We start from the raw sequence: 23,970 nt of genomic DNA on the forward strand, positions 1-23,970 counted from the left end.
GGGGGTGCTCCCGTGAGCGGATATAACCATGGTACTTCAGGTTTTGCGTTAATTGTAGTGTTGTTTATTCTATTGATTATTGTCGGTGCAGCTTTCGTGTATTAAGTAAAAATGAAAAAGTCCAGCTTCCCGAATGGGGTGCTGGACTTTTTCAATATCTGTTTCAGAAAGGACAATAAATCCATTCCATATTTTTTATACTGCCAAAAGGACTTCAACAAAAAATGAGAGCATTAATATTGTAATAAGAATATTAACAGTCGTAAAAATTTTCGTTTGTTTTTCTTCGGGGATTTCCCTTGTTGTGCAAAGTATAAATGTCATTCTATTTATTTGATATAAGTAAAATAATGAGAATAGAACTGTTACTACAAGGATCAAATGTATTTCCTCCCCTTCAATCATCTACTCGTAATAATAGCATAAAGTGCTTAAGATTGAAACAGAAGCAATCCGGTTTGCCTTATTATCCCAACTTCCGTGTAGATGCTAGCGCGCCACTTTCTGTATCAAATGTATTGTCGATATTGGTAATGCCGCGTTCAAAAATCTCCATAAAATCATCGCCATAAATATTTCGCACAATCGCCATGACTTCTAAAAACTCGGGAAACTTCCCGTATAATTGCTTCATTGGCAAAGAGCCGTCTAGTATTCTGTGTTCAGTATCGTGATACCGTTGATTCATTTCAAGAATCAGTTTTTCGCCTTCGCTCGTTACAGAAACGTAAGTGTTACGACGATCATCTTCTTGTTTATAAAAACTTAAGTACCCGCGTTCTTCTAACTTTTTGGAAAAATTGAAAGCGGTTGACACGTGCATGACGCCGAATTTCGATATATCCGATATCGTTGCTTCCTTTAGGTGGTAAGATAACCATAAAATGTGGTGTTCATTAATATTCAGGTCATAAGGTTTAATCCACTCTTGCCAATCTTTTTCTACTGCTTTCCATAAAGCTTTAGACAGTTGAGCAATGCGCTGGCTAAAGATCATAGCTTCTTTGGGTGAAAATTTTTCCTCCAATAGTAAGACCCCCCAATTTCATAAATCCTCATCTTTTATTATAGCAGGAAAGCAAACGATAAAGAAGTGAGAATTGCGAAAACTTCTGAATGTAATGAAAAAGGTTATCCAAACTGTTATGGATAACCAATTTCTATTACTTATTTTTGATGCGCTGCTATCGTTTGTTCTAAGTTCTCTAGTGCATCTTGGATTGCAGTTAGTTCTTGTTCAAGGCGCAACCTATTTGGTTCCGTTGATTGCTGCCAATTCTCAAATGATTGTTTGATTCCTTCAACAGCACCTGGGACAGTTTCTTTAGCTTCTTTTGTCAGGCTGGAAATCGACTGTTTTAAATTATTTACTTTTTGTTTAATATCGCCAAATGTTTCTTTAAAGTCAGTTGAGGCGCTTTTTACAGAGGTGCGCATTTCGCTACCTGATTTTGGAGTTGAATAGAGTACTGTAATCGCCGCTGCAACCGTGCCTGTTGCTAGGCCAAGGAAAAAAGTAGATGCTTTCATGAGTAATGAACTCCTTTCTGTAGGAATAGTAATAGTATTCCTTTCACTAGTTTAATTAAACCACGCAATCAATAGATGAGCAAACAAAAAAAGCTTTTCGCTAGGTAGCGAAAAGCTTTATGAATAAATTTTAGTTCGCAACAGTTTTATGGAAAGAGGATCTCTCCAGTATTTTTGTTACGATTGGTTTGATCAAGAAAAATGAGATTCCATTTAAAACAACAGTAGGTAGTACAACTGTTGTGAATAAAAAGAGGAATGGAAGATCCACGCCTAAAATGAAAATCGCGACTGATAAAAAGATGAATCCTGATAGCAATGTACCAAGACCGACAAGCACAGTCGATGCAATCATATTAGATGAAATACTTTTGAAGGATTTGATGACCGCATAGAAAGCGAATCCAGTAATCAGTTTATCAATAATATTCGGGAAGAATGCTAACGGGAATGTCGAAAGCAAACCAGAAAGAACACCAGTCGCGAGCGTTAGAATAAAAACGCTCTTCACATCGCGAAATAGCAAAACCCCGATAAACATCATCGTCAACATGAAATCGATTTTCATGCCGCCAGTAATTCCCGGAATGATTAAATACAGTGCGGCACCGACAGCAACCAACATGGCCATTAAAACTAGATTTTTCGTATTCAATTCTCATCTCTCCTCAGCTAAGCTCATTTTGTTTTCCTATCGTATCCTCATGATCGACAGCGAAAAACTTATAATTTACTATATACTAAAATTAGCGATCAAGCAAGCACACTTCTAATCTTATCTGCTAGTTCTTGAATTTTCTCAGGTGTATAGGTCGTATGTTTCGTTTCCCATGTCGACAACTGGAAACCGTCCGTTTCGTCGTATCGCGGGATGAAGTGCATATGATAATGGAATACGCTTTGGCCAGCAGGTGCACCATTATTTTGTAATAAATTCAACCCTGCCGGACGAAACTCAGCTTTTAGCGCATTTGCGATTTTAGGTGCGGCCTTGAAGAAATTGGCTGCATCCTCTTCAGAAAAATCATAAATGTTTTCAATATGTTTTTTTGGAATGAGCAGAACATGTCCTTCTGTAGTTGGCATAATATCCATGAATGCGTAAACATGTTCGTCTTCATAGATCTTCGCGCTCGGGACTGCTCTTTCAATGATTTGACAAAAAATACAACTTGTCATTTTCAACACTCCTTTCATTATTTAGACAATTGTAGCATATTTTCTACTGATGGATATTAATATGCAAAGGACAAGGTATTTTACTTTCAAATTTGTTAAACTAAAGAAAAGAATGGGGGATGACCATGTCCATAGTTGAACTAAAAGATGTAACAGGCGGATATTCTAGAAAACCTGTATTGCATGATTTATCATTTGAAATTGGAAAAGGCGAACTTGTTGGCTTGATTGGCTTGAATGGAGCTGGAAAAAGTACAACAATCAAACATATTATTGGACTGATGAATGCCCATAGCGGTGAAATTCGATTGAACGGTGTCACGTTCAATGAAGACCCTGAAACCTATCGAAAATCATTTACGTATATACCAGAAACCCCGGTGCTCTATGAAGAGTTGACATTGCGCGAGCATTTGGAATTGACGGCAATGGCGTACGGACTTGATAAAGATGTATTCGAAGCGCGGTCGGCAGCGTTATTGAGAGAGTTTATGATGGAAAAAAGGCTGCGTTGGTTTCCAGCGCACTTTTCAAAAGGAATGCGGCAAAAGGTGATGATTATGTGTGCTTTTCTCGTAAATCCGTCGCTTTATATTATTGACGAGCCGTTCGTCGGTCTCGACCCAATCGGGATAAAATCATTGCTCGAACAAATGACAGAGCGGAAAAATGATGGCGCATCCGTCCTGATGTCTACGCATATCTTGTCGACAGCTGAAAAATACTGCGATAGAATCATCCTGCTGCACGAAGGCAGGTTGCGGGCGCAAGGAACGATGGATGACCTCAGAAAAGCTTTCGGACGACCTGGGGCGTCGCTTGATGACTTATACATCGCAATGACAGAGGACAATGATCATGAAAAATTTGCGTGAGTTATGGGGAGCCAGGTTCATTCATTATATGACTGAGTTTCAAAAATACATGAAGTATGTTTTTACCGGGCATCTAGCGCTAGTACTTGTTTTTGCAATTGGCGCGGGGGGATATACGTATAGTGAATGGTTAAAAGAAGTGTCTCCTGATTTTCCATCAGCGCTTCTTGCTGCGATTATTATCGGAGCCGCATTGACATATTCTTCTCCGGTTACATTATTAAAGCCTGCTGATTCTGTCTATTTTTTGCCATTAGAAACGAAACTTCATTTGTACTTTAAACAGTCTTTGCGTTGGTCGATATTTTCGCAACTTCCATTACCATTTATTTTGTATATTGTTGCTTTGCCGCTTTTATCAGCAACAGAAACCGGCACGAAAGCTGAATTTATTTGGTTAGCTTTATTCATCGTTGCACTGAAATGGATCTATGTTGAAACAGAATTTTACTTCAGGCACGCTAAACGCGGAGATTGGATATGGGGAGATCGGGTAATCAGATTCATTTTCGCAATGTCCTTTATTTATATTTGGCTAGGCCCGTATCCATATTTAATCATTTTGTTCGCTGTTCTTATTGGCCTGTATTCAACCTATTGGCGAAAACAGAAACAAAATAGTCCTTTTCCTTATGAACATTTCATCACGATTGAGCAAAACAGAATGATGCGATTCTATCGGTTCGCAAACTATTTTACTGATGTCCCGCATTTAAAAGGTTCTGTCAGTCGTCGACAGTGGCTAGGATTTTTCCTGGCGCCCTCCCAACTTGAAGGCGCCGATCCGCAAAAATATCTCGTTAAGCGGACTTTTATACGAACGGATGATATTTTTTGGTTATGGGTGAGGTTAACCGTAATTACCTTGCTTGGTGCTGTATTTATCCCATTCCCGCTAGTCGTCTATATTTTTACGGGTGCACTTTCATTTGCGTCAGCGATTCAAATTATATATGCATTGCGTGCGGGTGAAGAGTTTCGAATGGATATGTTATTCCCGTTAAACAAACGTCCAGAGGCAATTCGAAGCACGGTTCGGCAAGTTCAATGGCTTCAAGCTTTATTTGTAATGATTACTGCGTTGTTTGCTTTCGGGTTCGGCGGAACTCCTTTTTTACTTGGGCTGATCATCATTGCCGTATCCGAGATAACGCTTCAAACAACTAAAGAAAAGTAGATAAATCGTTCCTCCGGGTATGTATCGCGGAGGTGCGATTTTTTGATGATTCAATAATAAAAACAAAAAAGATAAATAGAAAATTCCGAAAAACCTTGCAACTTCACCCTGAAATTATATATAATAATAAAAAGGCAACAGGGGTGAGCGTTTTGGAAAAAAAGTACTCATACACTGAATTTATGAAATCTATTGGCAGAGATACCTCTTCGGCTCAAGCGGAAAAACTGTTAAATGAAATTTACATGGATTTATTTCTCAAACGACTTCATCGTGAACAAATTAGGGAACGACTCAATGACCTTGTCGATCAATCATTAGATAAGCGAGATAAAAGCAAATTTTTAAAGTACTCGAAAGAACTATTGAAATTTGAAGAATGTAATTGAATTAAGAAAACGCTACGAGTGGATGTAGCGTTTTTTTACGTGGAAAACAGTTAAAACATACGTTCTCTTTTTACTCGTATAAATTAAGGGTATATGGTAAAATAACAATATTCTAGTACGGGAGGGATTTCCCAATTGGTTCAAACATTTAACTTACAAGCACCGTACACCCCAGAAGGCGATCAACCGAATGCGATTAAACAACTTGTCGCAGGGTTAGAAGAAGGTAAACGACACCAAACACTTTTAGGGGCGACCGGCACAGGAAAAACATTCACAGTTTCAAATGTACTGACAGAAGTAAATAAACCTACCCTGGTCATGGCGCATAATAAAACATTAGCAGGACAACTGTACAGCGAATTCAAAGAGTTTTTTCCCGATAACGCTGTTGAATATTTTGTTAGTTATTACGACTATTTCCAACCTGAGGCTTATGTTGCCCATACAGATACTTATATTGAAAAAGATGCAAGCATAAACGATGAAATCGATAAACTGCGTCACTCAGCAACATCTTCTTTATTTGAGCGAAATGACGTAATTATTGTTTCATCCGTTTCGTGCATATATGGGCTCGGTTCGCCTAAAGAATATCGCGATATGGTCGTTTCTGTTCGCGTCGGGATGGAAATTGGCCGCGATGAATTGCTGAGAAAGTTTGTGGCCATTCAATATATCCGGAATGATATTAGTTTCACGCGCGGAACGTTCCGAGTCCGAGGTGATGTTGTGGAATTGTTTCCCGCATCGCGGGATGAGCGTTGCATTCGAATTGAATTTTTTGGCGATGAAATCGATCGCATTCGAGAAGTTGATGCACTGACGGGCGAAATTATTGGAAACCGTGATCATGTAGCCGTTTTTCCAGCCTCTCACTTCGTAACGAGCGAAGAGAAAATGGCGAAAGCAATTGAAAACATAGAGGTTGAATTAGAAGAACGTTTACAGGTTTTAAAAAGTGAAGATAAATTGCTGGAAGCACAGCGGCTTGAACAAAGAACTCGCTATGATTTAGAAATGATGCGTGAGATGGGGTTCTGCTCGGGTATCGAAAACTATTCTCGACACCTGACATTAAGGCCTCCTGGCGCGTCTCCTTATACACTAATTGATTACTTCCCGGATGACTTTCTATTAATTGTCGATGAAAGCCACGTAACATTGCCGCAAGTTCGAGGAATGTTCAATGGTGACCAGGCAAGGAAGCAAGTTTTAGTAGATCACGGTTTTCGTCTTCCATCGGCACTTGACAACCGCCCGCTTACTTTTGAAGAATTTGAAGGCCGGATTCGAAACGCAATCTACGTTTCTGCAACACCGGGTCCATATGAAATCGAACATACGCCTGAAATGGTAGAACAAATTATCCGTCCGACAGGGTTGTTGGATCCGACGATTGATGTTCGACCGATTGAAGGGCAAATAGATGATTTGATTTATGAAATTAATGAACGAGTTAAAAAGAACGAACGCGTTCTAATTACGACGTTAACAAAGAAAATGTCCGAAGACTTAACTGACTATTTAAAAGAAATCGGGATAAAAGTGCAATATCTCCATTCGGAAATAAAAACGCTTGAGAGAATTGAAATTATTCGCGAATTAAGGATGGGCACCTATGATGTGCTCGTGGGGATTAACTTGCTAAGAGAAGGTATAGACTTACCTGAAGTATCTCTTGTGACAATTCTCGATGCGGATAAAGAAGGTTTTCTCCGTTCCGAACGTGCATTGATTCAAACGATTGGTCGGGCAGCGCGAAATTCAAACGGGCATGTCATTATGTATGCAGACCGAATGACTGACTCTATGACAAAAGCGATTGGCGAAACAGAACGGCGCCGTGAAATTCAAAAAGCTTATAATGAAAAGCATGGAATTACGCCGACTACTATCAAAAAAGATATTCACGCCATCATTCGGGCAACCGATGTGGCAGAAGAAACTGAAACGTATATTGAAAAGATTACTAAAGGTAAGAAACTGACAAAAGCAGAGAAAGAATCCATTCTGACAACGCTTGAAAAAGAGATGAAGGATGCCGCGAAAGATCTCCAATTCGAGCTTGCAGCAGAGTTAAGGGATGCAATTTTAGAGCTAAAAGCAGAGAGGTAGATATTATGAGAAACAAAGAAATCGTCATACAAGGCGCGAGAGCTCATAATCTTAAAGATATCAGTGTGAATATTCCACGCGACCAGCTTGTCGTAATTACAGGTTTGTCTGGATCCGGGAAATCGTCGCTTGCTTTCGATACGATTTATGCAGAAGGGCAACGGCGCTATGTAGAATCGCTTTCGGCATACGCTCGGCAATTTTTAGGACAAATGGATAAGCCCGATGTTGATGTTATTGAAGGGTTATCCCCAGCGATTTCGATAGACCAAAAAACGACAAGCCGAAATCCTCGTTCAACAGTCGGAACTGTAACGGAAATTTATGATTATCTACGCCTGCTATATGCGCGTGTAGGGAAGCCGATATGTCCGATTCATGGAACGGAAATCTCATCTCAAACCATACAACAAATGGTGGACCGGATCATGCAACTTCCGGAAAGAACTCGGATACAAGTTTTGGCGCCAATTGTCTCGGGAAGAAGAGGAACACATGCGAAACTGATTGAAGAAATCAGGCAAGAAGGCTATGTCCGAATCCGTGTAAATGGAGAAATTATCGATTTAGACGATAATATCGAGTTGAATAAAAATCAACGTCATTCCATTGAGGTTGTAATCGATCGTATTGTGATGAAAGAAGATATTGTTTCAAGATTAGGCGATTCCTTGGAATCTGCGCTCCGACTTGCGAAAGGGACAGTCCTGATCGATATTATAGACGGCGAAGAGTTGTTGTTCAGCGAACACCATGCATGCCCGCTATGCGGATTTTCTATTGGCGAGCTTGAACCGCGAATGTTTTCATTCAATAGTCCTTTTGGGGCTTGCGGAGAATGCGATGGGCTCGGAACAAAACTTGAGGTGGATTCAAAACTTGTCATACCCGATTATTCATTGTCATTAAAAGAACATGCAATCGCGCCATGGGAGCCGACAAGCTCACAGTATTATCCAGAACTATTGAAAACCGTTGCCAAACATTATGGGATTTCAATGACTGTGCCGGTAAGCGAGTTGCCGGAAGATCAATTGGAGAAAATTTTATACGGTTCGAAAGATGAAAAAATCCGTTTCTGCTATACAAATGAATTTGGCGGGACGCGTGATAGCGATATTTATTTTGAAGGGGTATTATCGAACGTCGCTCGCAGATACAGGGATACTTCCTCGGATTACGTGCGCGACCAAATGGAAAAATATATGGCGCAACGCCCGTGTCCGACGTGTAATGGGTATCGTTTGAAAGAAGAAACGCTCGCGGTAAAAGTGAATGGCGTCCATATCGGGAAAGTGACAAACTTATCGATAGAAGAGGCGGATCGTTTCTTTAAGGAATTAGAGTTGTCTGAAAAAGACCAGCAAATCGCGGAATTGATATTACGTGAAATTGAAGAGCGATTAGGTTTTCTTATAAACGTAGGATTAGATTATTTAACATTATCAAGAGCAGCCGGAACGCTTTCCGGCGGGGAGGCCCAGCGTATCCGTCTTGCTACACAGATTGGCTCTCGACTAACCGGCGTGCTCTATATTTTAGATGAGCCATCGATCGGACTGCATCAACGTGACAATGATCGTCTCATCGAAACGTTGAAAAATATGCGAGATATCGGGAATACATTGATTGTAGTAGAGCATGATGAAGACACAATGTTGGCTGCTGATCATTTGATCGACATGGGGCCTGGTGCCGGAGCTGCAGGGGGTGAGGTTGTCTCCGCTGGTACACCGATTGAAGTGATGAATGATCCTAAATCACTTACTGGAGATTATTTGAGCGGGAAGAAGTTCATACCATTGCCGCTGGAGCGTCGTCAATCGGACGGCCGTAAAATATCCATCAAAGGTGCCGCTGAAAACAATTTAAAAAATGTAAATGTAGATATTCCTTTGGGCCAATTCATTGCCGTTACTGGTGTATCAGGTTCGGGGAAAAGCACACTTGTCAATGAAGTATTGTATAAAGTGTTAGCGCAAAAACTAAACCGTTCAAAACAACAACCCGGCCAATATGAATCGTTAGAAGGTATAGAAGAGCTAGAAAAGGTAATTGAAATAGACCAGTCTCCAATCGGTCGAACGCCTAGATCGAACCCGGCTACTTATACAAGCATGTTTGACGATGTCAGGGATGTCTATGCATCTACGAATGAAGCAAAAGTTCGAGGATACAAAAAAGGCAGATTTAGTTTTAACGTAAAAGGCGGCCGTTGCGAAGCATGCCGGGGCGATGGGATTATCAAAATTGAAATGCACTTTTTGCCGGATGTTTACGTTCCATGCGAAGTATGTCATGGAAAACGCTACAATCGCGAAACGTTAGAAGTGCGCTACAAAGGTAAAAATATTGCAGATGTTCTTGAAATGACTGTTGAAGACGCACTTGTCTTCTTTGAAAATATACCGAAAATTAATCGTAAACTCCAAACGATTGTTGATGTCGGTCTTGGCTATATAAAACTTGGGCAACCGGCGACTACGTTATCTGGCGGAGAGGCGCAACGTGTTAAACTTGCTTCTGAGTTGCACAAACGTTCGAACGGAAAATCATTTTATATTCTTGACGAACCGACAACAGGGCTTCATGCGCATGACATTGAAAAATTGCTTGTTGTTCTGCAGCGACTCGTCGAAACCGGGAATACAGTACTTGTCATTGAACACAATTTAGATGTCATTAAAACAGTCGATCATATTATTGACCTAGGACCTGAAGGCGGCGACAGGGGCGGAGAAATCATCGCGACTGGCACGCCAGAAGAGGTGTCTAAAGTGAAAAAGTCATATACAGGTCACTATTTAAAACCGATTTTAGAGCGAGATAAAAACCGGATGAAAAATATAATTAAAGAAGCGGAATCAGTCGTCAAATGAAACTTTTCAACAAAGCAACCGTATATATACTAATTACAAATAGAAATGCAAATTAGGAGGCGGAAGTATGCAAAGTGAAAGAAAACGGATTTTGACAATGTTGGAAAATGGCACGATTAGCACTGACGAAGCGTTAACGCTTTTGGAAAACTTGAACGGAGAACAAACATCGGGGCAAGGAACGACGGAAACGAGTCAAACTGGCTCAGAAGGAACAACACAAGGCCAAACCTCTTCTGAAACGTCAAAGAAAGAGGATAAAAGTTCTGAACAAGGCAATGAAAAATCTAGTTCGACTCAGAAAAACGAGCAATCCGGTCAGTCTGGTCACTCCAGTCAATCTAATCAATCAATAGACGACTTCCTAGAAGATTTGCGCAAAGATTTTACGAATGTCAGTGATCGTTTCATGCAATTTATGCAAACTGCCGTACAAAAAGTGAAGCAATTCGATATTGAGGCTCCGTTTGGCGAATCTGTATTATTTTCACACACCGTCACCAAACCGATGGATAAAATTGATGAGTTGCTTTTGGATATTGATAATGGAAAAATTACAATCCATTATACTGACGAAAAAGAAGCGCGAGCCGAGTTCTCCGTGAAAGCTTTCAATAGCGAATCGGAAACAAAAGCCAAAGAAGACTTTCTTGAAAAAGTGCTCTTCGTAACAGATGAAAACAAATTAAGAGTTTCGAGCAAGATGAAAATGACTAAAGTTAATCTAGATTTATATATACCTCAAAAAGAGTATGCAGAACTTAATGTACGGCTGATGAATGGTTCATTTCAAATGACAGATGCAAAGGTTAAAAAAGCATATGTGAAAACAGCAAATGGTAAAATTGAAATTTCTGGTTTGACTTTTAAAACGTCAGATTTCGAAACCGCGAATGGTGAAATTAGGCTTACTGGACTAAGTGGTGATAAGTTGTCTGCGGAAACATTAAATGGCCGTGTTTATATTGACGGGGATTTAAAAGAAGTTGAAGCACAATCACTTAGTGGACACGTCGTGGTCACGACAACAAATGAGGAAGCTGCAAAAATCGAAGCTAAAACAATGAGCGGTTCAGTTGAATTGTATATACCGAATCATCTTGCATTATCAGGTGAAATCGCGTCGAATATGGGACGACTGGATTTGCAACTAGATGATGTGAACCGCACGGCTGAGCAGGATTTACTATTGCAAAGATCAATTCGCTTTAAAAAGGACGTAGAAAATCAGGAAAATCCTCTTTACATTTTTGGAGAAGCAAAAACAGGTTCAGTACTTGTTTGTTATAATGCACAGTTAGGCAGATGAAAAGAACATTACCGCAACTAGAGATATTTTGTTGCGGTAATGTTCTTTTTTCTATTTCACATAAAGCGACATCTCGCTAAATTATGTTAAAGTAAGAAATATAGATAATGTGGAAGGTGTGGTATTTATGGCTTATGTTACTGTTCGTGATGTTCAAGAACGATTAGATTTGGATATTTGTGCTGGAGATGAAGGTCTTCATCGGAAAATTTATAAAAGTGATATCTCAAGACCGGGTCTTGAAATGGCCGGATTTTTTAATTTTTATCCCGCGGACCGTGTTCAACTTCTTGGGAAAACTGAATTAGCATTTTTTTCGAAGTTGAATCCAGAGGAAAGAGTAGATCGAATGGAAAAACTTTGTACCTCGATAACTCCGGCAATTGTCGTCGCACATGGAGTAGAAGTGCCTGAAGAATTACTTGTAGCAGCTAATAATGCGCAAATTCCTGTTTTTAATACGTCTACCGCGACGACTCGTTTTTCAGGTATGCTTACAAACTATCTCGAAGGAAAACTTGCACCGATGACTACAATGCATGGCGTGCTGGTTGATGTCTATGGAATCGGGGTATTGATAACCGGGAAAAGCGGTGTAGGCAAAAGTGAAACGGCGTTAGAACTCGTTAAACGAGGACATCGCCTCGTCGCAGATGATTTAGTTGAAATTAGAGAAGTTTCACAAAATGTGTTAATCGGGAATTCCCCGCCACTGATCGAGCATATGCTTGAAATTCGCGGAGTGGGCATTATCGATATTATGACCTTATTTGGTGCAAGCGCTGTGAAAAGTGACAAACGAATATTAATCGTTATTAATCTGGAATTATGGGAAACAGGCAAAATGTACGAACGACTCGGCCTCGATGAAGAAAAAATGAAAATCATGAATACTGAATTGACTAAACTAACGGTTCCGGTACGACCTGGGCGGAATTTATCTGTAATTATTGAAGTCGCTGCAATGGATTACCGCATGAAATTACTTGGTGTTAACGCAGCGCAAAACTTTTCGGATAAATTAACAAATGCAATTAGCCAAAATCCGGGATTAAACGATGAAGAGGGGAAAGAATGATAAATGGGCCACTTACTCACTATTAACCCAGTCGCGTTTCATATTGGCTCTATACCAGTTCGTTGGTATGGTATTTTAATTGCGCTCGGCATCGTACTCGCTTTTATCGTTGTACAACGTGAAATGGTGAAAAGGGGAATGCATCCCGACTTTTTGACGGATTTACTCGTTTGGGCGGTTCCGATATCAATTATTAGTGCACGCATTTATTACGTCATTTTTTCTTGGGATTATTATAAGGACAATCCCGGGCAAATCATTCAAATTTGGGAAGGCGGCATCGCCATCCATGGCGCGTTAATCGGGGCGTTTATAACGACCTATTTTTTCACGAAACGTCGCGGTATTTCATTTTGGAAAACTGTTGATATAGCTGCGCCAGGACTTTTGATTGGACAAATTATCGGTAGATGGGGAAACTTTATGAACCAGGAAGCCCACGGTGGACCTGTTTCTGAACATTTCCTGAATACGACAATCATCCCGGACTGGATTATGGATCAAATGACGATAAACGGGGTTACTTACCACCCGACATTTTTGTATGAATCCATGTGGAATCTAGTTGGACTTATCATCTTATTGCTTCTTCGCAGGGTTTCATTAAAACGTGGCGAAATGTTTCTATTTTACTTAACATGGTACTCATTTGGCCGTTATTTTATAGAAGGCATGCGTACTGATAGTTTGATGGGAGGCACTTTGCGTACAGCGCAAGTCGTCTCGGTCGTGACAATCATCATTGCAGTAACATTTTTCATTATCAGGCGATATGTGAGGAAAGTTGACGAAACATACCAAGACACTAATTGAGTGAGGGATATAAACATATATGACAAAACAACTAACAACACTATTATTTGATTTTGATGGGACATTGCTCGATACGAACGAGTTAATCTTCCAAACATTTGAGCATGTGCTTGGCAAGCATTATCCCGGAAAGTATGGAAGGGAAGAAATACTTCATTTTAACGGGCCGAAATTAGCTGAGACATTCGGTTTAATCGATCCTGAAAAGGTGGATTTACTCATTCAAGAGTACAGGGAATGGAATATTGCCAATCATGATCGGCTTGCGGTTGAGTTTGATGGTGTCTCTGAAACGATGCGGAAATTGAAAGATGCCGGCTATAAAATGGGCATCGTATCAACGAAAAGAAACGATATGATTCACAAAGGGTTGAAGCTCCTAGACGTTGATGGTGTTTTCGATGTCGTAATCGGTCTGGATGATGTCGAAAAGACGAAGCCGGATCCAGAACCTATTCTGCTTGCGCTTGAACGATTAGATGCTGACCGGGAGAAAGCCTTAATGGTCGGCGATAACTATCATGATATTGTTGGCGGCCAAAATGCCGGAGTCTATACAGCCGCCGTTGCGTGGTCGGCAAAAGGAGAAGAGTTCTTACAAAAGTATAATCCGGATTATATGCTTCACCATATTTCAGATTTATTAACCATTGTTGATGTGGAGACGAAAATTGAGACGCACTGAGCGGTACCCTACAAAAGGAGACGCTAATTCGCTTTGGCATATTTATAAAACGGTCTCTTTTTTTAAGGTGGCAAAGAATTTTATCATCATTCAACTGTCTAGATATACGCCTTTTATTTCATTCAAAAACTTTTTGTTCCGGACGTTTTTAAAAATGAAGGTCGGAGAAAAAACATCATTTGCGCTTATGGTCATGCCTGATGTCATGTTTCCCGAAAGGATTCAAGTCGGCGACAACTCGATTATCGGGTATAATACGACGATTCTAGCTCATGAATATTTAATAGATGAATACCGTATCGGGGATGTTGTCATTGGAAAGGACGTATTGATCGGCGCGAATTCGACCATTCTTCCAGGAGTTGAAATTGGCGATGGCGCAATTGTGTCTGCGGCAACTCTTGTCAATCGAGATATTCCACCCGGCGTTTTTGCTGGCGGCAATCCTGTAAAAATAATATTTACAAAAGAGCAGATGGAACAGCGGAAATCGATGTTTCGGGACGAGTCATTAAAGGAATATGGATAGAACTCGTTACCTTTATGTTATAATAGGGTTAATAAGGAGAAGGGGCGTCTTGCACGTTCCTTCTCAATTGTTTTCGGGGGAATTTGATTGGATAAAAAACAAACCACAAATGACAAAAAAATAATATCGTTTATTCCAGATGGTAAATTTTATTATGAAAAAGCGGTTCGCTCTTTGAACAGGGATCGTTTTGACGAAGCGCATAAATATTTGAAAAGGGCTACAGAATTGAGTCCGGATGATCCGAAAATTCTTATGCAATACGGCGTTTTGGTTATGGAGGAAGGCCGTTTTGACGAGGCGCTTGAGATTCTCATGACATCTTATTCACTAAATCCGGAAGAGGCCGAGATTGTTTTCTATTTAGCAGAAATTCATGCGCATCTCGGTTTATTAAGAGATGCCAAAATGTATGCTGAAAAATATTTATTAACAGATCTAGGGGGACCATTTAGCGATGAAGCCAGAGAGATAATTGATTTCGTCGGTCAAAAAGAAAAGTACATGGATGAAGAGGATGAAGTGGATAACGAAGTCTACTTTCTTCAGGAAAAAGCACGTCGGCTTATGGAGTCAGGGAACTTTAAAGAAGCGATTGAATTGCTTGAATCGATCATTACGGATTACCCTGAATTTTGGGCGGCTTATAATAATCTAGCATTGGCTTACTTTTATGTTGGAAGAAAGAAAAAAGCGAGTGCGCTTCTTCATGATGTATTAAAAAAAAATCACGGGAATCTTCATGCATTATGCAACCTCGCTGTATTTTATTATTATGAGAAAAAAGAAGATAAATTATCTTCTTTGCTTGAATTGCTTCTGAAAATCAAGCCATACTTAATCGAACATCGGTATAAACTTGGCGCGACTTTCGCGCTGGTCGGCAAACATGCCGAGGCTTTTCGTTTGCTCAGAGGGATTCAAAAGAATGGTTTTGCAGGAGATGCCGGTTTTTATTTCTGGTTGGCGCATGCGGCTTATTTCACCGGGCACGACCAAATTGCCAAAAAGTCCTATGCCAGTCTGATTGAAATAGATCCTTCTAAAGAAGGCTTTGAGCCGTGGAAAGACATTACTGAAGAATTTGAACCTGATTCTGTCGAGCAGGATCGAAACTTCTTGCTTGGTAAAATTCAAAATGAATATAGAAGTGAGCGCATGTTAGGTTTTTATCTTCTTGGGAAATCTGCGCACAAGCAAGAAATAATATCGCATCCGTCCTATATTGTGGTTGAAGAGTTAAGTAAGGTTGAACGCCTCTTTCTTGCGAGTGGGCTCAATTATGAATTTATGCCGGAAACGTCTTTCGATCGATCTTTCCTGCGTGCGTTGGAAACGACGGAGTTATTATATGCAAACTACCAACCGTTAAATCATGAAGCGACTCATCTTTTTCAAATGTGGTTTACGCTTTGTGAATGTGCGCTCATGAAGTCATATAAATTCCCGAATCCGAAAGGGCTTGCTTCGGCTGCGGATTATATGTTTCAATCGGCACGTTATACAGGTGTGACGAAAAAAGCGATGGCAGAAAAGTATGGGATATCAACACCGACGTTGACGAAGTACGTCAATGAATTAATGGAGTTTTTGCCGCATTTAAACTCTTAAGCAGGAGAGTTGAAGGCGCTGTTAATATCCTATAGCATTTGAGGTGTTATCAGTCGTATAGGAGGAAAATAATATGTCTACTGAAAAAATATATGACGTGATTGTTGTTGGAGCTGGTCCAGCCGGATTAACTGCAGCAGTATATACGTCGCGTGGTAATTTATCTACGCTCATGCTTGAAAGAGGAGCACCGGGCGGACAAATGGCTACTACTGAAGATATTGAAAACTACCCTGGCTTCGATCATATATTAGGTCCTGATTTATCAGCAAAGATGTTTGACCATGCGCGTAAGTTCGGTGCGGATTACGCATACGGCGATGTTACTGACATTGTTGACGGAGAAGAGTATAAAACTATTTTCGTCGGTCAGAAAGAGTACAAAGCACGTACAATTATTATTTCGACTGGTGCTGAATATAAAAAGATGGGCATTCCTGGTGAAGAGGAGCTGACAGGCCGCGGTGTAAGTTATTGTGCGGTTTGTGATGGCGCATTCTTCCGTGGAAAAGAAATTATCGTCGTTGGCGGCGGCGACTCAGCAGTTGAGGAAGGCGCTTATTTAACAAGATTCGCCGACAAAGTGACCGTTATTCACCGACGCGATAAACTACGTGCGCAAAAGATTTTACAAGATCGCGCTTTTGCAAATGAAAAAATGGAATTCATTTGGAATACTACCGTAAAAGAAGTAAATGAAAAAGACGGGAAAATCGGTTCAGTCACTTTGCTTTCAACAGAAGACGGTTCAGAAAGAGAATTTGAAACGGATGGCATGTTCGTCTATATCGGCATGAATCCATTAACGGCTCCTTTCGAAAAACTTGGCATTCTCGATGCGAATGGCTACATCGAAACAAACGACATCATGGAAACAAAAATACCTGGAATTTACGCTGCAGGGGATGTTCGTGAAAAACTTTTACGTCAAATTGTTACGGCGACTGGTGATGGAAGTGTCGCTGCACAAGCGGCTCAACAATACATCGAAGAACTTAAAGATAAATCTGGCGCAAAAGCTTAATCGATTTAATCTATCTTTAATGTGATTGTAACAGAAATGCAACATCTAAGGGGTATGCTAGTAGTGTAATATCAATTGACCCCCCTTTTGATATAGTAAGTACTTTTGGCCGCCTACCGGTTAGTCCCGGTAGGCGGCCTTTTTTTGGTGGGATTTGGAAGTGACATTTGTTGCCTTTTCTAACAAATATGCATTTCTAATGCAGTTTCGATGCGTAAAGATGTATAATGAGTATAAACGCACAAGTAGAGTAGGGATGTAATGATGCAAAGAATTGCAAATTTATTGGTTATAAAAGACAATCATGTATTATTATTGAAAAAACCGCGCCGTGGTTGGTACGTGGCACCAGGCGGAAAAATGGATCCCGGCGAATCAATTTATGATGCCGCAGTAAGGGAGTTTACTGAGGAGACGGGGACAACACCGATTGATCCTCATCTAAAAGGCGTCTATACAATGATGATTAAAGACCAAGCAGATGAAGTTGTCATTGATGAATGGATGCTTTATACATTTGTGGCTCGTGACTTGGAAGGTGTACCATTTAAAACGACTAGAGAAGGGGAACTTGGTTGGCACCCCATTGAAAATTTGCATACACTTCCAATGGCTGAAGGAGATCGTACGAATTTATTGTTTGCAGTTTCTGAAACTGGACTGCAATACGGAACGTTTTATTATACAGAACAATTCAAGCTGCTAAAGGAAAAGATTCAAAAGTCTGTGGAGGGGGTAAATAGAAATGACGGAAAATGAAAATAGTATTCACAATAATGATGTTGAACTCGTAATTATTACAGGCATGTCTGGTGCGGGGAAAACAGTTGCTATGCAAAGTTTTGAGGATCTCGGGTTTTATTGTATTGACAACCTGCCTCCGGAATTGCTCTTGACCTTTCTCGATTTGATGATGAAATCGGACAATCCGATGAGAAGAATAGCAGCCGTTATGGATACGCGCGGCGGCGATCTCTTTGATTCGCTTATTGGTGCGCTGGATGACTTACTGCAGGCGGAGGGCGTCTCCTCTAGAATCTTGTTTTTGGATGCGAACGATGAATCACTCGTCAAGCGTTACAAAGAAAGCAGACGTTCACACCCGTTATCAGAAGGCGGTTTATTGCTCGAGGGCATTCGTAAAGAAAGACTTTTACTATCCGAATTAAAAGGACGCTCTCGTTCAATTTACGATACGTCCAATTTACTTCCGCGCGAGTTAAGAGAAAAAATTATTGCAGAGTTTTCCTCTAGGAAAGACTCCGTATTCACATTGAACTTTATATCATTCGGATTTAAACATGGAATGCCAATTGATGCAGATGTCGTTTTTGATGTGCGTTTTCTGCCAAATCCCTTTTATATTAAAGAGTTAAAACCTCAAACAGGACTTGACAGTGAAGTGTCAGAGTACGTTCTCAAGTGGGGCGAAACTCAGATTCTGCTTCAAAAACTGACGGACTTATTTAAATTTCTAATTCCTCAATATAAAAATGAGGGAAAATCACAAGTTATTATCGCATTTGGCTGTACTGGCGGACAACATCGCTCAGTAACGCTTGCTGAATATTTCGGGAAACATTTCAACGAGGAATACCGGACATTCATAACACACCGGGATATCGAAAAAAGAAAGGGCTGACAGAATGCCGCACTCGGGGAATCTAAAGAGAGTTGTAATATTCGGTGGAGGAACGGGCCTCGCGACACTTGTTCGCGGGTTGAAACAATATCCAGTCGAAATTACAGCAGTTGTTACGGTTGCAGATGACGGCGGCAGTTCTGGCAGGCTGCTCGACGAATATGATATACCGCCTCCGGGGGATGTTCGAAATGTCATGGCGGCGTTATCGGATGTGGAGCCGCTAATCGAAAAGATGTTTCAATACAGATTCGCAAGTTCAAAAGATTTAAAAGGTCATTCTCTTGGTAATTTAATGCTTGCGGCGATGACGAATATTACTGGAGATTTTGCACGTGCAGTTGAACAAATGAGCAGTATTTTAAACATTCAAGGGAAAGTGCTGCCAGCTGCTAATCAGCGCATTACATTGCATGCGGAGCTCGATGACGGATCAATTATAACTGGCGAATCAAAAATTCCAGTGTATGGGCGTCGTATTCGACAGGTCTACTTGTCACCGCAAGAAGTAAAACCGTTACCTGAAACCATCCAGGCAATTATGAAAGCTGATTTGGTCGTCTTCGGCCCGGGAAGTTTATATACGAGCATATTACCGACAATTCTTGTGCAGGCAATTCGCGATGAGGTAATGGCATGTTCTGCTAAAAAGGTGTATATTTGCAACTTGACGACGCAAGCTGGAGAAACTTTTGAATACTCGGCTTCAGAACATGTTAAAGCGCTATATGATCATGCGGGCGCTGCATTTATTGATACCGTATTGCTAAACACCACGGACTTTACTACATTATTTGAAGTAGGCGAATATAAAGGACCGCCGGCGCCTGTTGAGCATGATATGGAAGCATTGGAAAAATTAGTGCCGAATGTCGTGAAAAGAGAAATTGCTACTTTAGTTGATGGTCAAATTCGACACGAATCAAAAAAAGTAGCAGCATGGCTAATTCAGTATATGGAAAGTACGGCTGGCAAGAAAAAAGATGTGATTAACTGAGAAAGGAGTTGGAATCATGTCTTTCGCATCAAGAACTAAAAAAGAACTTACGCAAATGGAAGGGAAAGACTGTTGTACACGTTCCGAGATTGCGGCATTCATCCGTATGAACGGTTCGGTATCCTTTTCAAATAAGTCCTTAAGTTTAGACGTCCAAACTGAAAACGCTGCGATTGCGCGGCGTCTCTATTCTAATTTAAGACGTCTTTATCCATATAAAATCGAACTGCTTGTACGAAAAAAAATGCAACTGAAGAAAAACAATGTGTATATTTGTCGTATTCGGGAAGGTGCTAAACCACTTCTCAAAGATTTACTCATACTGACAGGCACTTTTGAATTTAAGAATGAGATTTCACAGGCGTTAGTTAAGAATAAATGTTGCAAACGCGCATATCTCCGAGGCGCATTTCTAGCAGGAGGCTCGGTAAATAATCCGAAGACCTCATCTTATCACTTAGAGATATTTTCTATCTACAAAGAACATAGTGAAGCCCTGGTTGACTTGATGAATGAATTTCACCTGAATGCGAAATCAATCGAACGAAAAAATGGATACATCGCTTACTTAAAAGAAGCTGAGAAAATATCGGATTTCTTAAGAATCGTCGGGGCGCACTCAGCTTTGATGAAATTTGAGGATATACGAATTCTGCGCGATATGCGTAATAGTGTAAATCGACTGGTGAACTGCGAGACAGCGAATATGAATAAAACAATTAGCGCAGCGCAAAGACAGGTCGGGAATATCGAATACATTCAAAAAACGATAGGCTTAGATCAATTACCAGACAGGCTTCAGGAAATCGCGCGTCTACGAGTAGAAAATCAAGACATTACTTTGAAAGAGCTCGGTGAACTTGTTTCTGGTGCTACGGTAAGTAAATCCGGTGTGAATCACCGGTTAAGAAAAATAGAAGAAATTGCGGACAAACTTCGTAATGGGGAAATTGGCATTACGTAAAGTCACGAAATGAAGGAGTATGACAAATTATGATGGAAAAAGAAGTGGAAGTTAAAATGAAGCCTGGGCTTCAAGCAAGGCAAGCGGCATTGTTCGTGCAAGAAGCAAACCGATTTTCGGCGGATATCTTCTTGAAAAAAGATGATCGTCAAGTCAACGCGAAAAGCATAATGGGCATTATGAGTTTGGCAATCGCAAGAGGTACAAAAGTTACCCTTATCGCAAAGGGTAGTGATGAAGAGAAAGCGCTTTCGTCATTGGCAGAACTTGTTGAAAGTGAGAAATAAACAAAAAATAACCGTTCATCGTTCAAATAACGAGAAACGGTTTTTGTTTTGAGTAAAAGTAGAGCTGTCCAATATATAAAATTCGTTGAAAGGGACCGTTGATTTCCATTCCAGGCGGACGCGTTCCTGCGGGCGGCCGGTGATTCCGCTGGAGTCGCCGCCTTCCATTCCAATCAACTAATTTCACTGTATTAGCGCAAGGAAACCACCTTCAACTGGAAGCAAAACCCATCGGAGTGCAAGAAAATCGCTTATTAGTGCAACTAAAAATACTGGACACAACATTAATCGCCAAATAAAAAAATATAGAAGAAGCACGACTAATGCTCCCTCTATATTTAGGCTTACTTAACTCTTATTTATTTTCTTTCATATCGCTGCGCGTGATGATGTGATCGATTAGACCGTATTCTTTTGCGCGTTCAGCTGTCATGAAATTGTCGCGCTCTGTATCAGCCGCGATGACCTCAATCGGTTGTCCTGTGCGTTCTGCAAGGATTGTATTGAGTTTTTCGCGAAGGAATAGAATTCGTTTCGCAGCAATTTCAATCTCAGTTGCTTGACCTTGCGCCCCGCCAAGCGGTTGGTGAATCATGACTTCAGCATTCGGTAACGCATATCGTTTGCCTTTCGTACCTGCTGCCAGAAGGAATGCACCCATCGATGCAGACATACCGATACAAATCGTTTGAATATCTGGTTTAATGAATTGCATCGTATCAAAAATTGCCATACCGGCTGTGATGCTTCCACCTGGGCTATTAATGTAGATTGAAATGTCTTTGTCAGGATCTTCTGCCTCAAGGAATAGAAGCTGAGCAACAAGCGAGTTTGCAACATTATCATCGATTGCGCTTCCAAGCATGATAATCCGGTCTTTCAACAAACGGGAGTAAATATCATAAGCACGCTCCCCGCGGCTCGTTTGTTCAATTACTGTAGGTATTAACATAATAATTCCTCCTTAAATTCAACTGTACTTGTATCATAACATAGCATGGTCAATAAAGGTCAAATTTAAAGCTTCATAAAAAAGTCTTGCTTTTCTATGTAATCATTAGTACAATCTATAATGTTGCTGTGAAAATCGCAATACCAATTTGTCCTCGTGGTGCAATGGATAGCACGTAAGCCTCCGAAGCTTAAAATGTGGGTTCGACTCCCGCCGAGGGCGTAATTTCAGGGAAAAGCGCTTGTAAACTTCGTTATAACGAAGTTTACAGGTGCTTTTTTATATTTGGGGATCCGATTGTATACCGTGGTAATGAAAATTTTATACACAAACCTTACCCTAATCCTTCCTCTACTGTATTTATAGTATGTGCGTAATGCTTCATTTGTTGTATCGATTGTTCGATGACCTAATCTTTCTGAAACAAAATAAAGTGAAATCCATTTGTGCAACAGAAGGCAAGCATGCGTCTATCTTAATCAATGATTTGTATTACATTTTATCTAGATTTAATCCTTTATGTAAATCTGATCCTATTTGTGCGGCAGCTACCTGTGCTTCTTTTTGTTCGAAAGCTTCCGGGTTGCTAATAGGTTTTGCTTCTCCATTGACCATACGGCTACTTGGTATTGCCACGTTATATCTCTATGAAATGAAGTTACTTTAATTCTATCCTTTCTATAAAGAAATTATAATTTAGCCAAAAAAACAAACCATCATGTCTTCGGTCGCCTGTATCTTTGGGAGTGTCTTTAAAATAATATGTTGTATTTCAAAATAGGATAGTATATAATTTATCTCTAAATGATAATGATTATCAGTATCGATTATTGTCATTACAAATAAAAAAGGAGTGACATAACATGTCTGCAATTACATACGCATTTGAAAAAAAGTATACAGTTTCTTTATTTGTAGTCATTTTGTCTTTTGTATTATTTTTAGCAGGTTGTGGAGATCAGACAGGAAAAGAACAAACTGATAATCAAAAAGAAAAAGAGCAAACCGAGCAAACAACAGATTCGGAAAATGTTCGTGAAATCACCCATGCGATGGGGACAACATCGATTGAAGGGACACCGAAAAGAATCGTCACATTATATCAAGGAGCTACCGATGTAGCGGTTGCTTTAGGCGTAAAACCAGTAGGAGCAGTTGAATCCTGGGTTGAGCAGCCTATGTATAATTATTTGAAAGACGATTTAGAAGGGACTTCAATTGTAGGAGAAGAAACTCAACCGAATTTGGAGGAAATTGCAAAGCTTAAACCCGATTTAATTATTGCTTCAAAATTACGCCATGAAAAAATTTATGATCAGCTTTCCCAAATTGCACCAACGGTTACGCATGACACAGTTTTTAAATTTAAAGAAACCGTTGAATTAATGGGAGAAGCAATGAATGAGGAAGACAAAGCAGATAAACTACTAGCTGATTGGGATCATCGTGTGGCTGATTTTAATACGAAAATCTCATCTAAGTTGGGTAAGGAGTGGCCTATTGAGGCATCTGTACTAAACTTCAGAGCGGATCATTCTCGTATTTATGTATCGGGTTACGCTGGCGATATTCTAGATGAACTTGGTTTTGTGCGATCTGCTTATCAACAAGAAGAAATGGAAAAAGGAACAGTCGTGCTTAAGTTGACAGATAAAGAAAGTATTCCGAGCATGAATGCTGATGTTCTCTTCTACTTCTTATCAGATCCAGGTCAAGAAAATGCTGTTCAAAATACTTATGAAGATTGGACGAATCATCCTTTATGGAAAAATCTTGATGCAGTAAAAAACGACCAAGTCTATCAGATTGATGAAGTTGCCTGGAACATGGCGGGTGGTATACGTTCTGCCAATAACATGTTAGATCAGCTTTATGAACACTTTGATTTAGAAAAATAATCAGATGTAGCATTGGAGCAACAGAAATAGTGGC

The 23,970-nt window shown here is 40.2% G+C and carries 26 protein-coding genes and 1 tRNA gene; 20 read left to right on the forward strand and 7 right to left on the reverse strand.

Annotated elements, in window-relative coordinates:
- Nucleotides 1-12: 12 nt before the first annotated feature.
- Nucleotides 13-105, forward strand: a complete 93-nt coding sequence (locus G8782_RS15705; protein ID WP_172372939.1) for a YjcZ family sporulation protein — start codon at nucleotides 13-15, stop codon at nucleotides 103-105.
- Nucleotides 106-195: 90 nt separating this feature from the next.
- Here the strand turns inward: G8782_RS15705 and G8782_RS18560 are convergent, their stop codons facing one another.
- The 5 genes from G8782_RS18560 to G8782_RS15725 form a co-directional block, all read right to left on the reverse strand.
- A complete protein-coding gene (locus G8782_RS18560) occupies nucleotides 196-405 on the reverse strand; it encodes a hypothetical protein (RefSeq protein WP_425505499.1) in 210 nt (69 codons plus the stop codon).
- Nucleotides 406-466: 61 nt separating this feature from the next.
- Nucleotides 467-1,027: an HTH-type transcriptional regulator Hpr gene (locus tag G8782_RS15710; protein ID WP_281357945.1), complete on the reverse strand. Its 561-nt coding sequence runs from the start codon at nucleotides 1,025-1,027 to the stop codon at nucleotides 467-469.
- Between the two features lie 140 nt (nucleotides 1,028-1,167).
- Nucleotides 1,168-1,530, reverse strand: coding sequence for a YtxH domain-containing protein (locus tag G8782_RS15715; protein ID WP_172372941.1), 363 nt, complete (start codon nucleotides 1,528-1,530; stop codon nucleotides 1,168-1,170).
- Between the two features lie 130 nt (nucleotides 1,531-1,660).
- On the reverse strand, nucleotides 1,661-2,185 hold the full coding sequence (locus G8782_RS15720) for a tryptophan transporter (RefSeq protein WP_172372943.1): 525 nt from the start codon (nucleotides 2,183-2,185) through the stop codon (nucleotides 1,661-1,663).
- A gap of 98 nt (nucleotides 2,186-2,283) precedes the next feature.
- A complete protein-coding gene (locus tag G8782_RS15725; protein WP_172372945.1) occupies nucleotides 2,284-2,709 on the reverse strand; it encodes an HIT family protein in 426 nt (141 codons plus the stop codon).
- A gap of 125 nt (nucleotides 2,710-2,834) precedes the next feature.
- On the opposite strand from G8782_RS15725, the gene G8782_RS15730 reads away from it, so the two are divergent.
- The 17 genes from G8782_RS15730 (at nucleotide 2,835) to G8782_RS15810 (ending at nucleotide 21,086) form a co-directional block, all read left to right on the forward strand.
- A complete protein-coding gene (locus G8782_RS15730; protein ID WP_172372947.1) occupies nucleotides 2,835-3,584 on the forward strand; it encodes an ABC transporter ATP-binding protein in 750 nt (249 codons plus the stop codon).
- Entirely contained in the window at nucleotides 3,568-4,761 is a 1,194-nt protein-coding gene (locus G8782_RS15735) for an ABC transporter permease (protein WP_172372949.1), read from the forward strand. The genes G8782_RS15730 and G8782_RS15735 overlap by 17 nt, the downstream gene beginning before the upstream one ends.
- 152 nt (nucleotides 4,762-4,913) lie before the next feature.
- The gene (locus tag G8782_RS15740) at nucleotides 4,914-5,150 is read left to right on the forward strand and encodes an IDEAL domain-containing protein (protein WP_172372951.1); all 237 of its coding nucleotides are present in this window, start codon (nucleotides 4,914-4,916) and stop codon (nucleotides 5,148-5,150) included.
- Nucleotides 5,151-5,285: 135 nt separating this feature from the next.
- Nucleotides 5,286-7,268 carry an excinuclease ABC subunit UvrB gene (uvrB, locus tag G8782_RS15745; RefSeq protein ID WP_172372953.1) on the forward strand — a complete coding sequence of 661 codons (1,983 nt, stop codon included), beginning with the start codon at nucleotides 5,286-5,288 and terminating at the stop codon, nucleotides 7,266-7,268.
- A gap of 5 nt (nucleotides 7,269-7,273) precedes the next feature.
- On the forward strand, nucleotides 7,274-10,147 hold the full coding sequence (uvrA, locus tag G8782_RS15750; protein ID WP_172372954.1) for an excinuclease ABC subunit UvrA: 2,874 nt from the start codon (nucleotides 7,274-7,276) through the stop codon (nucleotides 10,145-10,147).
- A 67-nt stretch (nucleotides 10,148-10,214) separates the two neighbouring features.
- Nucleotides 10,215-11,456, forward strand: coding sequence for a DUF4097 family beta strand repeat-containing protein (locus tag G8782_RS15755; protein ID WP_172372955.1), 1,242 nt, complete (start codon nucleotides 10,215-10,217; stop codon nucleotides 11,454-11,456).
- Nucleotides 11,457-11,583: 127 nt separating this feature from the next.
- Complete coding sequence (gene hprK / locus G8782_RS15760) at nucleotides 11,584-12,534, forward strand: HPr(Ser) kinase/phosphatase (protein ID WP_172372956.1); 951 nt, start codon at nucleotides 11,584-11,586, stop codon at nucleotides 12,532-12,534.
- 3 nt (nucleotides 12,535-12,537) lie between these two features.
- Nucleotides 12,538-13,347 (forward strand): prolipoprotein diacylglyceryl transferase, encoded by an 810-nt coding sequence (gene lgt / locus G8782_RS15765; protein WP_172372957.1) that lies wholly within the window; start codon nucleotides 12,538-12,540, stop codon nucleotides 13,345-13,347.
- Nucleotides 13,348-13,366: 19 nt separating this feature from the next.
- Nucleotides 13,367-14,032 (forward strand): pyrophosphatase PpaX, encoded by a 666-nt coding sequence (ppaX, locus tag G8782_RS15770; RefSeq protein WP_172372958.1) that lies wholly within the window; start codon nucleotides 13,367-13,369, stop codon nucleotides 14,030-14,032.
- Entirely contained in the window at nucleotides 14,019-14,561 is a 543-nt protein-coding gene (locus G8782_RS15775; RefSeq protein WP_172372959.1) for an acyltransferase, read from the forward strand. Before ppaX ends, G8782_RS15775 begins: the two co-directional genes overlap by 14 nt.
- Before the next feature lie 87 nt (nucleotides 14,562-14,648).
- Entirely contained in the window at nucleotides 14,649-16,172 is a 1,524-nt protein-coding gene (locus G8782_RS15780; protein ID WP_172372960.1) for a tetratricopeptide repeat protein, read from the forward strand.
- A 73-nt stretch (nucleotides 16,173-16,245) separates the two neighbouring features.
- The gene (gene trxB / locus G8782_RS15785; protein WP_172372962.1) at nucleotides 16,246-17,196 is read left to right on the forward strand and encodes a thioredoxin-disulfide reductase; all 951 of its coding nucleotides are present in this window, start codon (nucleotides 16,246-16,248) and stop codon (nucleotides 17,194-17,196) included.
- 264 nt (nucleotides 17,197-17,460) lie between these two features.
- Entirely contained in the window at nucleotides 17,461-17,955 is a 495-nt protein-coding gene (locus tag G8782_RS15790) for an 8-oxo-dGTP diphosphatase (protein ID WP_172373170.1), read from the forward strand.
- Entirely contained in the window at nucleotides 17,942-18,838 is an 897-nt protein-coding gene (gene rapZ / locus G8782_RS15795; RefSeq protein WP_172372964.1) for an RNase adapter RapZ, read from the forward strand. Before G8782_RS15790 ends, rapZ begins: the two co-directional genes overlap by 14 nt.
- Nucleotides 18,839-18,842: 4 nt before the next feature.
- A complete protein-coding gene (locus tag G8782_RS15800; RefSeq protein ID WP_172372966.1) occupies nucleotides 18,843-19,835 on the forward strand; it encodes a gluconeogenesis factor YvcK family protein in 993 nt (330 codons plus the stop codon).
- A gap of 16 nt (nucleotides 19,836-19,851) precedes the next feature.
- On the forward strand, nucleotides 19,852-20,799 hold the full coding sequence (whiA, locus tag G8782_RS15805) for a DNA-binding protein WhiA (protein WP_172372968.1): 948 nt from the start codon (nucleotides 19,852-19,854) through the stop codon (nucleotides 20,797-20,799).
- 29 nt (nucleotides 20,800-20,828) lie between these two features.
- Nucleotides 20,829-21,086: an HPr family phosphocarrier protein gene (locus G8782_RS15810; protein ID WP_172372970.1), complete on the forward strand. Its 258-nt coding sequence runs from the start codon at nucleotides 20,829-20,831 to the stop codon at nucleotides 21,084-21,086.
- A 355-nt stretch (nucleotides 21,087-21,441) separates the two neighbouring features.
- Here the strand turns inward: G8782_RS15810 and clpP are convergent, their stop codons facing one another.
- Complete coding sequence (gene clpP, locus G8782_RS15815) at nucleotides 21,442-22,041, reverse strand: ATP-dependent Clp endopeptidase proteolytic subunit ClpP (protein ID WP_343035086.1); 600 nt, start codon at nucleotides 22,039-22,041, stop codon at nucleotides 21,442-21,444.
- A gap of 147 nt (nucleotides 22,042-22,188) precedes the next feature.
- Here clpP and G8782_RS15820 point away from each other — a divergent pair.
- Nucleotides 22,189-22,260: transfer RNA gene (locus tag G8782_RS15820), tRNA-Arg, on the forward strand.
- Between the two features lie 270 nt (nucleotides 22,261-22,530).
- Here G8782_RS15820 and G8782_RS15825 read toward each other — a convergent pair.
- Nucleotides 22,531-22,674 carry a hypothetical protein gene (locus G8782_RS15825; protein WP_172372974.1) on the reverse strand — a complete coding sequence of 48 codons (144 nt, stop codon included), beginning with the start codon at nucleotides 22,672-22,674 and terminating at the stop codon, nucleotides 22,531-22,533.
- A 227-nt stretch (nucleotides 22,675-22,901) separates the two neighbouring features.
- Between G8782_RS15825 and G8782_RS15830 the strand changes: the two genes are divergently transcribed.
- On the forward strand, nucleotides 22,902-23,936 hold the full coding sequence (locus tag G8782_RS15830; protein ID WP_172372976.1) for an ABC transporter substrate-binding protein: 1,035 nt from the start codon (nucleotides 22,902-22,904) through the stop codon (nucleotides 23,934-23,936).
- Nucleotides 23,937-23,970 lie beyond the last annotated feature (34 nt).

Source organism: Sporosarcina jiandibaonis (genome assembly GCF_013184495.1).
Taxonomy (GTDB): domain Bacteria; phylum Bacillota; class Bacilli; order Bacillales_A; family Planococcaceae; genus Sporosarcina; species Sporosarcina jiandibaonis.

Excerpts from the sequence above, each read along its gene's own strand:
- G8782_RS15800 (WP_172372966.1), top strand. The coding sequence starts at position 18,843 with ATGCCGCACTCGGGGAATCTAAAGAGAGTTGTAATATTCGGTGGAGGA.
- G8782_RS15790 (WP_172373170.1), top strand. The coding sequence starts at position 17,461 with ATGCAAAGAATTGCAAATTTATTGGTTATAAAAGACAATCATGTATTA.
- trxB (WP_172372962.1), top strand. The coding sequence starts at position 16,246 with ATGTCTACTGAAAAAATATATGACGTGATTGTTGTTGGAGCTGGTCCA.
- G8782_RS15730 (WP_172372947.1), top strand. The coding sequence starts at position 2,835 with ATGTCCATAGTTGAACTAAAAGATGTAACAGGCGGATATTCTAGAAAA.
- ppaX (WP_172372958.1), top strand. The coding sequence starts at position 13,367 with ATGACAAAACAACTAACAACACTATTATTTGATTTTGATGGGACATTG.
- whiA (WP_172372968.1), top strand. The coding sequence starts at position 19,852 with ATGTCTTTCGCATCAAGAACTAAAAAAGAACTTACGCAAATGGAAGGG.
- G8782_RS18560 (WP_425505499.1), bottom strand. The coding sequence starts at position 405 with ATGATTGAAGGGGAGGAAATACATTTGATCCTTGTAGTAACAGTTCTA.
- G8782_RS15725 (WP_172372945.1), bottom strand. The coding sequence starts at position 2,709 with ATGACAAGTTGTATTTTTTGTCAAATCATTGAAAGAGCAGTCCCGAGC.
- lgt (WP_172372957.1), top strand. The coding sequence starts at position 12,538 with ATGGGCCACTTACTCACTATTAACCCAGTCGCGTTTCATATTGGCTCT.
- G8782_RS15830 (WP_172372976.1), top strand. The coding sequence starts at position 22,902 with ATGTCTGCAATTACATACGCATTTGAAAAAAAGTATACAGTTTCTTTA.
- rapZ (WP_172372964.1), top strand. The coding sequence starts at position 17,942 with ATGACGGAAAATGAAAATAGTATTCACAATAATGATGTTGAACTCGTA.
- G8782_RS15755 (WP_172372955.1), top strand. The coding sequence starts at position 10,215 with ATGCAAAGTGAAAGAAAACGGATTTTGACAATGTTGGAAAATGGCACG.
- G8782_RS15735 (WP_172372949.1), top strand. The coding sequence starts at position 3,568 with ATGAAAAATTTGCGTGAGTTATGGGGAGCCAGGTTCATTCATTATATG.
- G8782_RS15810 (WP_172372970.1), top strand. The coding sequence starts at position 20,829 with ATGATGGAAAAAGAAGTGGAAGTTAAAATGAAGCCTGGGCTTCAAGCA.
- hprK (WP_172372956.1), top strand. The coding sequence starts at position 11,584 with ATGGCTTATGTTACTGTTCGTGATGTTCAAGAACGATTAGATTTGGAT.
- G8782_RS15715 (WP_172372941.1), bottom strand. The coding sequence starts at position 1,530 with ATGAAAGCATCTACTTTTTTCCTTGGCCTAGCAACAGGCACGGTTGCA.
- uvrA (WP_172372954.1), top strand. The coding sequence starts at position 7,274 with ATGAGAAACAAAGAAATCGTCATACAAGGCGCGAGAGCTCATAATCTT.